Here is a 14,312-nt window from a genome sequence, read left to right on the forward strand (position 1 = left end):
TCCTACTCAGTGGTCGAACACGGCAAGTGCCGCCGGGGTCTTGCTTGGAAGGGTCTTGGCATCCTGGGGCACATCGTTGCCGGCACCTAGGCCGCCACCCAAGGCGGTCACCAGTTCGGCGTGGGCACTCAGGCGCGCCGCCTGCACCTGTTGCTCGACCTGTTGCTGACGGAACAGCAGGGTCTGGGCGTTGAGCACATTGAGGTAGTCGGTGAGGCCACGCTGGTAGGCGACCATCGCGATGTCGTAGGTCTTCTGCGCCGAGGCCACCGACTGCGCGGCGAAAGCCGACTGCTTGTCCATGGACTCGCGGCGGATCAACTGGTCGCTGATGCCCTTGAGCGCATTGACCAGCGTCTGGTTGTACTGGGCGACCGCGATGTCATAGCCGGCACTGGCTTCGCCCAATTGAGCACGCAGGCGGCCGCCATCAAAGATCGGCAAGGTGATCGCCGGACCGACGTTGTAGTTGAATTTCTTGCCAGCCAGGAACTCCAGCATACCGCCGCCCGTGGCCATGTAGCCGAGGCTGCCGACCAGGTCGACGTTGGGGTAGAAACCGGCGTGGGCCACATCGATGCCACGGGCCTGGGCCGCCACCTGCCAGCGGCTGGCGACCACATCCGGGCGTTGGCCGAGCAGTTGCGCAGGCAGGCTTGAGGGCAACTTCAATGGCGCGGCGAGGGCCAGGGTCGGGCGTTGCAACTGCGCGCCCTCGCCTGGACCTTTACCGGCCAGCGCCGCCAACTGGTTGCGGCTCAGGGCTATTTCCTCGTCCAGGGCATCCAGTTGGCGATGGGTTTCCGGCAGCGGGGTTTCGGCCTGGCTGACGTCGAAGTGGGTGCCGATCCCGGCGTTAAGGCGTTTGTTGGCCAGGTCGAGAATCTGCTGTTGCTGGGCCAGGGTGGCCGCGGCGATATCGCGGTTGGCGTAGTGCAACGACAGCTGGATATAGGCGCGCACCACGTTGTTCTGCAGTTCGAGCTGGGCCTGACGTGCTTCGGCAGCGCTCATGTGCGCCAGGTCGACCGCACGTTCGGTGCTGTTGCTTTCCCGCCCCCACAGGTCGAGGGCGTAACTCAGGCCTAGGGACGAGTTGTTGTCCCAGGTGTTGGCGCCGCTCAATTCGCCGGGGCCGTAGAACTGATCTTTCGGCCAGTTGTGGCGCTTGAGGGTGGTGTCGCTGTTGATCTGCAACGACTCGGCCGACTCCGCAACCCCGGCCAGCGCCCGCGCTTGCCGCACGCGTGCGGCGGCCACGGCCAGGCTGGGACTGTTCTGGGTGGCGAGTTCGACCCAACGGTTGAGCTGCGGGTCGCCGTAGGCTTGCCACCATTGGGCGGTGGGCCAATGGGCATCCTGGGAGGCGTCTTGAATGGCTTCATCGGTGGCCAGGGTATTGGCGTTGAGGGCCTGGCCTTGGGGGGCAATTCCTCCGGTTCCGATGCAACCGCTGATGGCTAACGATAAGGCCCAAACACTGAGAGTCTTCAGCTCTCTGCTGATGCGACGCGGCACGGCAAGCGAATTCCTGAGAGGTGTTGCGCAAGAGGTGGCGCAATTCTAGGCGGCGGCATGGAGGACGATAAGCTGGCATTCCTGTGAATCTTTGTTACCGTTCAGGCGATAATCCGTTGGTAGGGATCACTGGTCGGCGTAACTTTCTGTCACAATTTGTCATCTCCCTTGAGAACACTCCATGGACACTTTGCAAAACATGCGCGCTTTCAGTTGCGTGGCCGAAGCCGGCAGCTTCACCGCCGCCGCCGCGCAACTGGACACCACCACGGCCAATGTCTCGCGCGCGGTCTCCAACCTTGAGGCCCACCTGCAAACCCGCTTGCTCAACCGCACCACCCGGCGCATCGCGCTGACCGAGGCCGGCAAACGTTATTTGCTGCGTTGCGAGCAGATCCTCGCCTACGTCGAAGAAGCCGAGGCCGAAGCCAGCGACGCCCACGCCCGCCCTGCCGGGCAGCTCAAAGTGCACACCATGACCGGCATCGGCCAGCATTTCGTCATCGACGCGATTGCCCGTTACCGCCGCACCCACCCCGACGTGACCTTCGACCTGACCCTGGCCAACCGCGTACCGGACCTGCTCGACGAGGGCTACGACGTGTCCATCGTGCTGGCCAGTGAACTGCCGGACTCGGGTTTCGTGTCCCAGCGCCTGGGCATCACCTACAGCATCGCCTGTGCTTCCCCGGAATACGTCAAGGCCAAGGGCTGTGCACAGCAGCCGCAGGATTTGCTCAACCATGCGTGCCTGCGCCTGGTCAGCCCGGTGATCCAACTGGACAAATGGACCTTCAACGGGCCTGAAGGCCAGGAAAGCGTGGCGATCAACAGCTCGCCGTTCCTGGTCAATTCGGCCGACGCGATGAAAACCGCAATCACCAGCGGCATGGGCGTCGGCCTGCTGCCGGTGTATGCCGCCATCGAAGGGCTGCGCAACGGCACGCTGGTGCGGGTGATGCCGACCTACCGCTCTCAGGAACTGAACCTGTACGCCATCTACCCTTCGCGCCAATACCTGGATGCGAAGATCAAGACCTGGGTGGAGTACCTGCGTGGTTCGTTGCCGGAGATCCTGGCGGCGCACCAGGCGGAGCTGGTGGCGTATGAGTTGAGCGGCGGCCTGGGTGGCACGCGCATTGCGACCTGATTTTGGAATGCTGCTTCCCACCCCTTATAAATTCATTGTGGGAGCTGGCTTGCCTGCGATGACGGTGGATCAGCCAATACAATAGTGACTGACATACCGCCATCGCAGGCAAGCCAGCTCCCACACGTTGAGTGGAGTTCTACAATGAAAAAGACTGTCCTGGCCTTCAGCCGCATCACCCCACCGATGATCGAACGCCTGCAACAGGATTTCGAGGTGATCGTGCCCAACCCCAAGCAGGGTGACATCAACGCGCAGTTCAACGACGCCCTGCCCCACTCCCACGGTTTGATCGGCGTGGGCCGCAAGCTGGGCCGTGAACAGCTTGAAGGCGCGAGCAAACTTGAAGTGGTGTCCAGCGTGTCGGTGGGCTACGACAACTACGACGTGCCGTACTTCAACGAGCGCGGCATCATGCTGACCAACACCCCCGATGTACTCACCGAGAGCACTGCCGACCTAGCCTTTGCGTTGCTGATGAGCAGCGCACGCCGGGTGGCCGAGCTGGACGCTTGGACCAAGGCCGGTCAGTGGAAAGCCAGCGTCGGCGCGCCGTTGTTTGGCTGCGATGTACATGGCAAGACCCTGGGCATCGTCGGCATGGGCAATATCGGCGCGGCCGTGGCCCGCCGTGGGCGCCTGGGTTTCAACATGCCGATCCTGTACAGCGGCAACAGCCGCAAGACCGCGCTGGAGCAAGAACTGGGCGCGCAGTTCCGTAGCCTGGACCAGTTGCTGGCCGAGGCGGATTTTGTCTGCCTGGTGGTGCCATTGAGCGACAAGACCCGTCACCTGATCAGCACGCGCGAATTAGGCCTGATGAAGCCCAGCGCGATCCTGATCAATATTTCCCGTGGGCCGGTGGTGGATGAACCGGCGCTGGTCGAAGCCCTGCAAACCCAGCAAATTCGCGGTGCCGGGCTGGATGTGTATGAAAAGGAACCGCTGGCCGAATCGCCGTTGTTCCAGTTGAGTAATGCCGTGACCCTGCCGCACGTCGGTTCGGCCACCGGTGAAACCCGCGAAGCCATGGCCAATCGTGCTTTGGATAACCTGCGCAGCGCCCTGCTGGGCCAACGCCCGCAGGACCTGGTGAACCCACAGGTCTGGAAGGGCTGATACATAACCCAATGTGGGAGGGGGCTTGCTCCCGATGGCGGTGGATCAGTTGTACATCTGCTGACTGACACGCCGATATCGGGAGCAAGCCCCCTCCCACATTAGCAGTGCCCGACACAAAATCCGGTTAAAGCCCAGGCCAGCCGAGTCGATAACCTTCCATAGATGATCGTCATCCCTGATCCACAGAAGGTTTTTATGTCCACCACCAAAGCCCGCGCAGACTCACTTTCGCTTCTGCTCTTTACCCTGCGCAGCGGCAAGCTGATGGCCATCAACCTGTTGAAAGTCAGTGAAATCATCCCCTGCCCGCCGCTGACCAAGCTGCCGGAGTCCCACCCGCACGTCAAAGGCATTGCCACCTTGCGCGGCACCTCGCTGTCGGTGATCGACTTGAGCCGCGCCCTCGGTGAAATGCCCTTGCAAGACCCGGACGGCGGCTGCCTGATCGTCACCGACGTCAGCCGTTCCAAGCAGGGTTTGCATGTGCAGGCAGTGAGCAAGATCGTGCATTGCCTGACCACCGACATCCGCCCGCCACCCTACGGCTCCGGGGGCAACCGTGCATTTATCACTGGGGTAACCCAAGTGGAAGGTGGCCTGGTACAGGTGCTGGATATCGAGAAAGTCATCCACGGCATCGCCCCGGCACCGATTGAAACGGCGCCGACCGACCTGACCATGGAAGAAGCCGAAGTGCTCGGCAACGCCCGCATCCTGGTGGTGGACGACAGTCAGGTGGCCTTGCAGCAGTCGGTACACACCCTGCGTAACCTTGGCCTCACCTGCCACACCGCGCGCAGCGCCAAGGAAGCCATCGATGTGTTGCTGGAACTGCAAGGCACGGGCGAGCAGATCAATGTGGTGGTGTCGGATATCGAGATGTCCGAGATGGACGGCTACGCCCTTACCCGCACCCTGCGCGAAACCCCGGATTTCAAGGACCTATACGTGCTGTTGCACACTTCCCTGGACAGCGCGATGAACAGCGAGAAAGCCCGCCTGGCCGGTGCCGATGCGGTGCTCACCAAGTTCTCCTCCCCGGAGCTGACCAAGTACCTGGTCATCGCCGCGCAAACCGTGGCACAAAAGGGCCTGTAAGCAGTGGCCGAGTATTTCCAGCTGCTGCGTCGCGACCTCACGGGCAGCCTGCCCGCCCCGCAGTGGCCAGCGAATACGCGGCTGGATCATTACCGGGATGAATTGGCCCCGGCGATCCATGCCGTGTTGCGCATGACTCAAGACCAGGGCGGAGGCCGTGTCGCCAGCCTGGATGAATGGCGCCGACAGTTCGTGACCGATGCCGAGTGCGACCCGACGTTGTGCCTGGTCGCCATTAACGCCGACGGCATTCTCGGTGTCGCCCAGTGCTGGACCAGCGCCTTCATCAAGAACCTTGCGATACATCCTTGCGCCCAGGGCCAGGGGCTGGGGCGCGCCTTGTTGCTGCACAGCTTTCAGGTGTTCAAGCAGCGCGGCGAACCTTATGTCGACCTCAAGGTGCTGGAAAGCAACCTGCGTGCCCGGCAACTGTATGAAAGTGCCGATATGAGATTTGTCCTGCGCGACACTGTGCCCAAGGGCTGACAACCCCTGGCGCATAACTTGCTTCCAGAGTGCCGAGCGGTCGATAGAGGTAAAAAACCCGTCACCCCTCAAGCGTGCCCTCTGACCTAGCCTGGTGACAGATCCGCCATGAACACTCAGTTTTCTTGCGTAGGTTGCGGCAAATGCTGCAGCGACCATCACGTCCCCCTGACCCTCGCAGAAGCCCGTAGCTGGGCGGCGGACGGCGGTAACGTCATCGTCCTGGTCGAGGGTTTCCTCGGCAACGGCCTGGGCCTGCCCCTGCAACAACGTGAACACGCCGAGCGCCGATCGGTGATGGTGCCCAGCGGCACTACCGAGGCGTTTGTGGCAATCACCTTTGCCGCCTATAACGCCGGACGCTGCCGGAATCTTGACGAAGACAACCTTTGCCGTATCTATGAACGACGCCCACTGGTGTGCCGGATCTACCCGATGGAGATCAACCCGCATATCCCGCTGAACCCGAGTGCCAAGGATTGCCCGCCAGAATCCTGGGAACAGGGCCCGGCTTTGATCGTCGGTGGCGAGTTAATGGACAAGGAACTGGCTGAACTGATCGGCCGCTCGCGCCAGGCCGACCGTGATGATGTACAAACCAAGGAAGCGGTGTGTGCGTTGCTCGGCATTCGTACCACAGCACTCAAGGGCGACGGTTTTACCGCCTACCTGCCGGATATGCAGGCGTTTGCCCAAGCTGTCGAGCAGGCAGTGGTCCAGCCGAGCATGGCCAATGAATGGGTGTTCCATGTATCCGGTATGGACATCGCCGAACAACTGCTGGACGCCGGGGCGCAGATTGCCACCGAAGTGCCGGCCAACTATGCGTTTATCTCGTTGCGGGCTGCCTGACCGCCGACGGGGATTTGACTGAGTCTGCTCCGGCATTGAGATCTATCGCGATCATGGAGTGGCAGGCGCTACATCCAGACGATAGGGCTGGAGGATGCGTTGGTATTCGCCGTTTTGCATCAGCTGTTCAAGCGCATGGTTCAGCTCATTGCGCAGCGCGGTATCAGGTTTTCGTACCGCGATAGCCACGCTGTTGCCCAACAGGCCCGATGACACCACAGGCCCCAGGAAACCGAAGTCCAGGCCGTCGGCTGTGTCGAGCAGCGCCTCACGGATCTCCACGGCACCTTGCAAGGTCGCATCGATATCACCCGACACCAGGCTCTGAACCAGTTGGTCGTTGAGCCAGAAACTTCTGATGATCACCCCCGCCGGTGCCCACTGCGAGAGCGCAAAGGCTTCACGATTACTCCTGACCAGCACCCCCACGCGCTTGCCCTTGAGCGAGCGCCGGCCAGGGGTCAAGCCTGAGCCTTTACGACCCACCAGGCGGGTGGTGATCGGGTAGAGGTCATCGGTAAAACTCACCCGTTGTCGGCGCCGACATGTCGGCGCCATGCCCATGATCGCGTCGAACTGCCGGGCTTCGAGGGCCGGAAAATTTTCCATGACGACTTGGTCAACCCAGATACAGCGCACGTTGAGTTGTTCGCACAAGGCATTGCCCAGTTCGATGTTCAGCCCCACCAGTTGCCCTTGCGGGTTGCGGCTCTGAAAGGGGGGAAAATGCGCGGCCACGGCGAAACGGATCTCGCGCCGCGGTTGAACGTCGCCCGCAACGGCCGTCGTCGAGAGCAAGAAGGCAAGCACTGCACAGAGGTGTATCAGGGCCACGGGAACGTCCTTTTCCGGAAAGCTTACTCACTCGTCCCGATGGAGCGTCATCGGGACGAAGCAAACGCTGTGCAAGCTTTCAAGAATCGACCGCGGACCTACAAGTAGAAATATCGACAGGCGACGTAGGCAACAGCCTATAACGCTAGCTTCGATTTAGCCTTAACGTTTACCCATCGAACGGCGCGTGCCTGGGGGTGCCATGCCAGGGGTCTTGGTATGGCCGTTCTTGGCGCCGCCTTTGTACCAGGGCTGGCTGGCGTTTTTGGCGCCTGCCAGTTCACCCGGCTTGAAGGGGAACTTGAATGCCGGGATCTCGGCTTTTTCAGCACTGTCGGCGGTGGCCGAATCGACGAGGTCGGCCGCTTCAACAGGGGGTTGGGTGGGGGAAGTCATAGGGGCTCCGGCACAGCTATAGGTGTAAAAACGCGAGTATACGGGGCCGAGGCTGCCAGCAGTAACTTCAAGCGACAGGCTCACACAGCCTAACTGTCACGGCTGTCAGTTTGCCGTCACCGTGCTGACGGTGAAACAGCGCTATAAAGCAGCTTTCCAAACTCCAACGTGCAGTTTGCGCCGGCGCCCTCCTATGCAGATCAAACGAAACATGGCCCTGATAGTGGGTGCCCTCCTGATACTGGCTGTCGCAGCCTGGGCATTGACCCGGCCGGCCAAGGCGCGGCTGGCGGCGCCTACCGCCATTCCCGTGCGGGTGGTGAGCGTGACGCAACAGGATGTACCGCGGTTTGTCAGCGGCATCGGCTCGGTGCTGTCGTTGCACAATGTGGTGATTCGCCCGCAGATCGACGGCATCCTCACCCGGTTGCTGGTCCAGGAAGGTCAGTCGGTGAAGGCCGGTGACCTGCTGGCGACCCTCGATGACCGCTCGATCCGCGCCAGCCTCGACCAGGCCAAGGCGCAACTGGGTGAAAGCCAGGCGCAGTTGCAAGTGGCACTGGTCAACCTCAAGCGCTACAAGGCGCTGAGCGTTGACGACGGCGTATCAAAGCAGACTTATGACCAGCAGCAGGCATTGGTGAACCAGCTCAGGGCCACCGTGCAAGGCAATCAGGCTGCGATTGATGCTGCTCAGGTACAACTTTCCTACACCCAGATTCGCTCCCCCGTCAGTGGTCGCGTGGGCATTCGCAGTGTGGATGAAGGTAATTTCCTGCGCATGAGCGACACCCAGGGGTTGTTCTCCGTCACCCAGCTCGACCCGATCGCCGTTGAGTTCTCCCTGCCGCAGCAGATGCTGCCGACCCTGCAGGGCCTGATCGCGGCGCCAACCCCGGCCAGCGTCGACGCCTACCTGGGCGCCGATACCGACGGCGACACCGGCCACCTGCTCGGCGAAGGCCACCTGAGCCTGATCGACAACCAGATCAGCTCCACCACCGGCACCCTGCGAGCCAAGGCCGAGTTCAACAACCCTGCGCAAAAGCTGTGGCCGGGGCAACTGGTGACCATCAAGATCCAGACGGCCCTCGACAAGCATGTTCTAGTGGTACCACCGACCGTAGTGCAGCGTGGGCTGGACGCGCACTTCGTGTACCGGGTCAACGGTAATAAAGCAGAAGTGGTGCCGGTACAGGTTGCCTATCAGGACAGCGAGATCAACATCATCACCGGCGTGCAGGCCGGGGACGTGCTGGTCAGCGACGGTCAGTCGCGGCTCAAGGCCGGCGCCCAGGTGGAAGTACTCAAGGAGCCACCACAGGTGATCCAGACCGCTGACGCCACGGTGCAACCATGAGCGGCAGCCGTTCGCCCTCGGCCTGGTGCGTTGATCACCCGGTAGCCACCCTGTTGTTGACGTTTGCCTTGGTACTGCTGGGGATCATCGCCTTCCCACGCCTGTCCATCGCCCCGCTGCCGGAAGCGGAATTTCCGACGATCCAGGTCACCGCGCAACTGCCCGGTGCCAGCCCGGACACCATGGCCTCATCAGTGGCCACGCCCCTGGAGGTGCAATTCAGTGCCATCCCCGGCGTGACCCAGATGACCTCCAGCAGCGCCTTGGGCTCAAGCCTTTTGACGTTGCAGTTCACCCTGGAAAAAAGCATCGACACCGCCGCCCAGGAAGTCCAGGCCGCAATCAACACCGCCTCCGGCAAGCTGCCCAGCGATATGCCGAACTTGCCGACCTGGAGAAAGGTCAACCCGGCCGACAGCCCGGTGCTGATCCTCAGCGTCAGTTCAGGCAGCATGCCCAGCACCGAGCTGAGTGATTACGTGGAAACCCTGCTGGCGCGCCAGATCAGCCAGATCGACGGCGTCGGCCAGATCAACATCACCGGCCAGCAACGCCCGGCGATTCGCGTGCAGGCCTCCCCCGACAAACTCGCGGCCATCGGCCTGACCCTCGCCGACATACGCCTGGCCATTCAGCAGTCGAGCCTCAACTTGGCCAAGGGCGCGATCTATGGCGAGAACAGCGTCTCGACCCTGTCGACCAACGACCAGCTGTTTCATCCCGAAGACTACGGCCAGTTAATCGTTTCCTACAAAGACGGCGCACCGGTTCAACTGCGCGATATCGCCAACGTCATCAATGGTTCGGAAAACGCCTACGTGCAAGCCTGGTCCGGCGATACGCCAGGGGTCAACCTGGTGATTTCGCGTCAGCCCGGCGCCAACATCGTCGAAACCGTCGACCGCATCCAGGCCGAACTGCCGCGCCTGCAAGGCATGTTGCCGGCCTCGGTGCAGGTCAGCGTATTGACCGACCGCACCAAGACCATCCGCGCCTCCCTGCATGAAGTGGAAATGACCCTGCTGATCGCCATCCTGCTAGTGGTGGCGGTGATGGCGCTGTTTTTGCGCCAGCTCTCGGCGACACTGATTGTGTCGGGCGTGCTGGGTGTATCGCTGGTGGCCAGTTTTGCCCTGATGTACGTGATGGGGTTCAGCCTGAACAACCTGACCCTGGTCGCTATCGTGATCGCCGTGGGCTTCGTGGTGGACGATGCGATTGTGGTGGTGGAGAACATCCATCGGCACCTGGAGGCCGGCCTGGGCCAGCGCGAAGCGGCGATCAAGGGGGCCGGCGAAATCGGTTTTACCGTGGTGTCCATCAGCTTCTCGCTGGTAGCGGCGTTTATTCCGCTGCTGTTCATGGGCGGTGTGGTCGGGCGGTTGTTCAAGGAATTCGCGCTGACGGCCACTTCGACCATCCTGATTTCGGTGGTGGTTTCGCTGACATTGGCGCCTACCCTGGCCGCCTTGTTCATGCGCGCACCGAGCCATCCTGCCCACGCCAAACCCTCCTTCAGCGAGCGCCTGCTGGCCGGCTACGCACGCAATCTGCGCCGGGCACTGGCGCACCAACGCAGCATGGCGGCGATCTTCGTGGTGACCCTGGCCTTGGCTGTGGTCGGTTATGTGTTTATCCCCAAGGGTTTCTTCCCGGTGCAGGACACCGGTTTCGTGCTCGGCACCAGCGAGGCGGCGGCCGATGTGTCGTACAAGGACATGGTTGCCAAGCACAAGGCCCTGGCGGACATCGTCAAGGCCGACCCGGCGGTGCAGGCGTTTTCCCACTCGGTGGGCGTCACCGGCAGCAACCAGACCATCGCCAACGGGCGCTTCTGGATTGCCTTGAAAGATCGCGGTGATCGCGACGTGTCCGCCAGCCAGTTCATCGACCGCCTGCGCCCGCAACTGGCGAAAGTGCCCGGTATCGTGCTGTACCTGCGCGCCGGCCAGGACATCAACTTGAGCTCCGGCCCCAGCCGCGCCCAGTACCAATACGTGCTCAAGAGCAACGACGGCCCGACGCTCAACACCTGGACCCAACGCCTCACGGAGAAACTGCGCAGCAACCCTGCGTTTCGTGACCTGTCCAACGACCTGCAACTGGGCGGCAGCATTACCCACATCAACATCGACCGCCAGGCCGCAGCCCGCTTCGGCCTGACCGCCACCGATGTCGACCAGGCGCTGTACGACGCCTTCGGCCAGCGCCAGATCAACGAGTTCCAGACCGAGATCAACCAGTACCAGGTGATACTCGAACTGGACAGCCAGCAACGCGGCAAGGCCGAAAGCCTCAACTACTTTTACCTGCGCTCGCCGCTGACCAACGAAATGGTGCCGCTGTCGGCACTGGCCAGGGTCGAGCCGCCCAGCGTGGGGCCCTTGTCCATCAGCCATGACGGCATGTTCCCCGCCGCCAACCTGTCGTTCAACCTGGCGCCCGGCGTGGCCCTGGGCGACGCGGTGATCATGCTCGACCAGGCCAAGAACGACATCGGTATGCCGAGTACCCTGATCGGCAACTTCCAGGGCGCGGCCCAGGCGTTCCAGAGTTCGCTGGCCAGCCAACCGTGGCTGATCCTCGCGGCGCTGGTGGCGGTGTACATCATCCTGGGTGTGCTGTACGAGAGTTTCGTGCACCCGCTGACGATCATTTCCACCCTGCCCTCGGCGGGCCTGGGTGCGCTGATCATGCTATGGCTGCTGGGCCAGGACTTTTCGATCATGGCCTTGATCGGCCTGGTGTTGCTGATCGGCATCGTCAAGAAAAACGGCATTTTGATGATCGACTTCGCCCTGGAAGCCCAGCGCGTGCGCGGGCTGACGCCGGAGGATGCGATTTATGAAGCCTGCGTCACGCGGTTCCGACCGATCATCATGACCACCCTCGCCGCCCTGCTCGGCGCGGTACCCTTGATGCTGGGCTCGGGCCCGGGGGCGGAACTGCGTCAACCGCTGGGCATTGCGGTGGTGGGTGGCTTGCTGGTGAGCCAGGCGCTGACGCTGTTCACGACTCCGGTCATATACTTGTACCTTGAACGGACTTTCCACAGGCCCAAACCAGCGCTGGCGCTGGCGACCACACACTGAGGCGGTCATGCGCGTCCTGATTATTGAAGATGAAGAAAAAACCGCAGACTACCTGCACCGTGGCCTGACAGAGCAAGGCTACACCGTCGATGTGGCACGCGAAGGCGTCGAGGGCCTGCACCTGGCGCTGGAGAATGAGTACGCGGTGATCGTGCTCGACGTGATGCTCCCCGGCCTGGACGGCTTTGGCGTATTGCGGGCGTTGCGCGCCCGCAAGCAGACGCCGGTGATCATGCTCACCGCCCGCGAGCGCGTGGAGGACCGCATTCGCGGCCTGCGTGAGGGCGCCGATGATTACCTGGGCAAGCCGTTTTCGTTTCTTGAGCTGGTGGCGCGCCTGCAAGCCCTGACCCGCCGCAGCGGCGGCCATGAGCCGGTGCAGGTAACCGTTGCCGACCTGTGGATCGACTTGATCAGCCGCAAGGCCAGTCGCAACGGTGTACGCCTGGACCTGACCGCCAAGGAGTTCTCGCTGCTCAGCGTGTTGGCGCGGCGCCAGGGAGAAATCCTGTCCAAGACCGCGATTGCCGAGATGGTCTGGGACATCAATTTCGACAGCGATGCCAACGTGGTGGAAGTGGCGATCAAGCGCCTGCGCGCCAAGCTCGACGGGCCGTTCGAACACAAGCTGCTGCACACCATTCGCGGCATGGGTTATGTACTGGAGAACCGTAGTGTCGGCTAATTCCATTGCCCTGCGTTTGAGCAGCATGTTCACTCTGGTGGCGCTGCTGATCTTCGTGCTGATCGGCGGCGCGCTGTACCAGCAGGTGGATCGCGGCCTGGGGTTGTTGCCGGGCGCCGAACTGGATGCGCGCTACAGCGTGCTGGAATCGTCGGTGAACCGCTTCGGCACGCCGGAGCATTGGGTCAAGATAAAGTCCAAGCTCAAGCTGCTGGGCGAAGAAGACAAGCGCATTCGATTCTGGGTGGTCAGCAGCGACCCGAGCTATGAATATGGCGAGCCGGACGCGCAAATCCGTGCCTTTGCACAGGGCCCGACGGGCAAGCGCGACCTGCGCCTGCCCGGCCACGCTTATCCGTTCAAGGTGCTGGTCAGCCAGTTTGCGGCCAAGGACCAGCGCCCGGCGTTGCGCTTTATGATCGCCATCGACACCGAAAACTTCCGCGCCACCCAGCATCATTTGCTGGTGGCGTTGATCAGCCTGGCAATGGTGGGTGTGGTCATGGCCGCGCTGCTGGGCTTCTGGGTTGCGCGCATCGGCTTGAAGCCACTGGAAAAGCTCTCCGACGAAGCGCGCAAACTCGCCCCGCCCAAACTCTCGGGGCGCTTGCAATTGTCACCGCTGCCGCCGGAGTTGAGCCTGTTCGTCAATTCGTTCAATGCCACTCTCGACCGCGTGGAACAAGCCTACTCGCGCCTGGAATCGTTCAACGCCGACGTGGCCCATGAACTGCGCTCGCCGCTGACCAACCTGATCGGCCAGACCCAAGTCGCACTGACACGTGGGCGTTCGGCCGAGCACTATTTCGAGGTGTTGCAATCGAACCTGGAAGAGCTGGAACGGCTGCGCTCGATCATCAACGACATGCTGTTCCTCGCCAGCGCCGACCAGGGCAGCAAAGCCACCAAGCTGATCGAATGCTCCCTGGCCGATGAAGTGGCCACCACCCTCGATTACCTGGACTTCATCCTCGAAGACGCCCAGGTCCAGGTGCGCGTGCACGGCGATGCCCGGGTACAGATCGAAAAGGCCCACCTGCGGCGTGCGCTGATCAACCTGCTGAGCAATGCCGTGCAACACACCGCGCCCGAGCAGGTTATCAACGTGCACATCCAGGTGCAGGGGCAACAGGTAGCGATTGGCGTGACCAACCCTGGCGAGGCGATCGCCAGCGAACACTTGCCGCGCCTGTTCGAACGTTTCTACCGGGTGGATGCATCACGCAGCAACAGCGGGGCCAATCACGGGCTGGGGCTGGCTATCGTCAAGGCGATTGCGTTGATGCATGGCGGGGATGTGTTTGTGCGCAGCGAAGGCGGTGGCAATACCTTTGGTATCACCCTTCCGGTCTAAACAACTCGGTCAAAAATGTGGGAGCTGGCTTGCCTGCGATAGCCATAGGTATCTACACAACTTGATAGCAACCGACGGTAACCACGATGCGAAGCGAGTAGCTCTTGATCTTGATCTGCTTTTGATCTCAGGCGCCCCGTTAAACCACGCTGGCCGGAATCCGACATGGATTTGGGGGGTAAACCGGCAGGGATGCCGGTTTAGCCGCCCCGCGCCATGGATGGCGCGTGGCGGCGGCCCCCCAAATCCATGGCGGATTACGGGCACACCGAGCCTAAGCGAGGTGCCGAGTGTTGGGGCAAGAGCGTTTTGCTTACCTTTGTCTGGGCCGGCATTCCGGCTTTTCAAAAGTGAGCCGCTGTAAG

General features: G+C 62.0%; 12 protein-coding genes. 9 read left to right on the forward strand and 3 right to left on the reverse strand.

Features of this window, described 5'->3' with window-relative positions; translation table 11 throughout:
• Window positions 1–6 precede the first annotated feature (6 nt).
• Entirely contained in the window at window positions 7–1,518 is a 1,512-nt protein-coding gene (locus QMK52_RS02285; protein WP_320403783.1) for an efflux transporter outer membrane subunit, read from the reverse strand.
• Between the two features lie 181 nt (window positions 1,519–1,699).
• Here QMK52_RS02285 and QMK52_RS02290 point away from each other — a divergent pair, with 181 nt between their 5' ends.
• From QMK52_RS02290 to QMK52_RS02310, 5 genes are all read left to right on the forward strand, one after another.
• Window positions 1,700–2,668, forward strand: a complete 969-nt coding sequence (locus QMK52_RS02290) for a LysR family transcriptional regulator (protein ID WP_005784976.1) — start codon at window positions 1,700–1,702, stop codon at window positions 2,666–2,668.
• Window positions 2,669–2,812: 144 nt separating this feature from the next.
• A complete protein-coding gene (locus QMK52_RS02295; protein WP_005784974.1) occupies window positions 2,813–3,787 on the forward strand; it encodes a 2-hydroxyacid dehydrogenase in 975 nt (324 codons plus the stop codon).
• Window positions 3,788–3,985: 198 nt separating this feature from the next.
• On the forward strand, window positions 3,986–4,888 hold the full coding sequence (locus QMK52_RS02300; RefSeq protein WP_005784972.1) for a chemotaxis protein CheV: 903 nt from the start codon (window positions 3,986–3,988) through the stop codon (window positions 4,886–4,888).
• A gap of 3 nt (window positions 4,889–4,891) precedes the next feature.
• The gene (locus tag QMK52_RS02305; RefSeq protein WP_032877712.1) at window positions 4,892–5,374 is read left to right on the forward strand and encodes a GNAT family N-acetyltransferase; all 483 of its coding nucleotides are present in this window, start codon (window positions 4,892–4,894) and stop codon (window positions 5,372–5,374) included.
• A gap of 108 nt (window positions 5,375–5,482) precedes the next feature.
• The gene (locus QMK52_RS02310) at window positions 5,483–6,226 is read left to right on the forward strand and encodes a YkgJ family cysteine cluster protein (protein WP_103734610.1); all 744 of its coding nucleotides are present in this window, start codon (window positions 5,483–5,485) and stop codon (window positions 6,224–6,226) included.
• A 51-nt stretch (window positions 6,227–6,277) separates the two neighbouring features.
• Here the strand turns inward: QMK52_RS02310 and QMK52_RS02315 are convergent, their stop codons facing one another.
• Together QMK52_RS02315 and QMK52_RS02320 are read right to left on the reverse strand one after the other, a co-directional pair.
• Complete coding sequence (locus QMK52_RS02315; RefSeq protein WP_005784966.1) at window positions 6,278–7,060, reverse strand: transporter substrate-binding domain-containing protein; 783 nt, start codon at window positions 7,058–7,060, stop codon at window positions 6,278–6,280.
• A 162-nt stretch (window positions 7,061–7,222) separates the two neighbouring features.
• Window positions 7,223–7,456, reverse strand: a complete 234-nt coding sequence (locus QMK52_RS02320; protein ID WP_005784964.1) for a hypothetical protein — start codon at window positions 7,454–7,456, stop codon at window positions 7,223–7,225.
• A gap of 193 nt (window positions 7,457–7,649) precedes the next feature.
• Here QMK52_RS02320 and QMK52_RS02325 point away from each other — a divergent pair, with 193 nt between their 5' ends.
• Genes QMK52_RS02325 through QMK52_RS02340 form a run of 4 tightly spaced genes read left to right on the forward strand, consistent with a single transcriptional unit; the run spans window position 7,650 to window position 13,947 of the window.
• Window positions 7,650–8,816: an efflux RND transporter periplasmic adaptor subunit gene (locus QMK52_RS02325; protein WP_320403784.1), complete on the forward strand. Its 1,167-nt coding sequence runs from the start codon at window positions 7,650–7,652 to the stop codon at window positions 8,814–8,816.
• Window positions 8,813–11,908 (forward strand): multidrug efflux RND transporter permease subunit, encoded by a 3,096-nt coding sequence (locus tag QMK52_RS02330; RefSeq protein WP_194440145.1) that lies wholly within the window; start codon window positions 8,813–8,815, stop codon window positions 11,906–11,908. Before QMK52_RS02325 ends, QMK52_RS02330 begins: the two co-directional genes overlap by 4 nt.
• A gap of 7 nt (window positions 11,909–11,915) precedes the next feature.
• Window positions 11,916–12,593, forward strand: coding sequence for a heavy metal response regulator transcription factor (locus QMK52_RS02335; RefSeq protein ID WP_005784958.1), 678 nt, complete (start codon window positions 11,916–11,918; stop codon window positions 12,591–12,593).
• On the forward strand, window positions 12,583–13,947 hold the full coding sequence (locus tag QMK52_RS02340) for a heavy metal sensor histidine kinase (RefSeq protein ID WP_320403785.1): 1,365 nt from the start codon (window positions 12,583–12,585) through the stop codon (window positions 13,945–13,947). The genes QMK52_RS02335 and QMK52_RS02340 overlap by 11 nt, the downstream gene beginning before the upstream one ends.
• Window positions 13,948–14,312 lie beyond the last annotated feature (365 nt).

The sequence above is a fragment of the Pseudomonas sp. P9_2 genome (genome assembly GCF_034008255.1).
Taxonomy (GTDB): domain Bacteria; phylum Pseudomonadota; class Gammaproteobacteria; order Pseudomonadales; family Pseudomonadaceae; genus Aquipseudomonas; species Aquipseudomonas synxantha_A.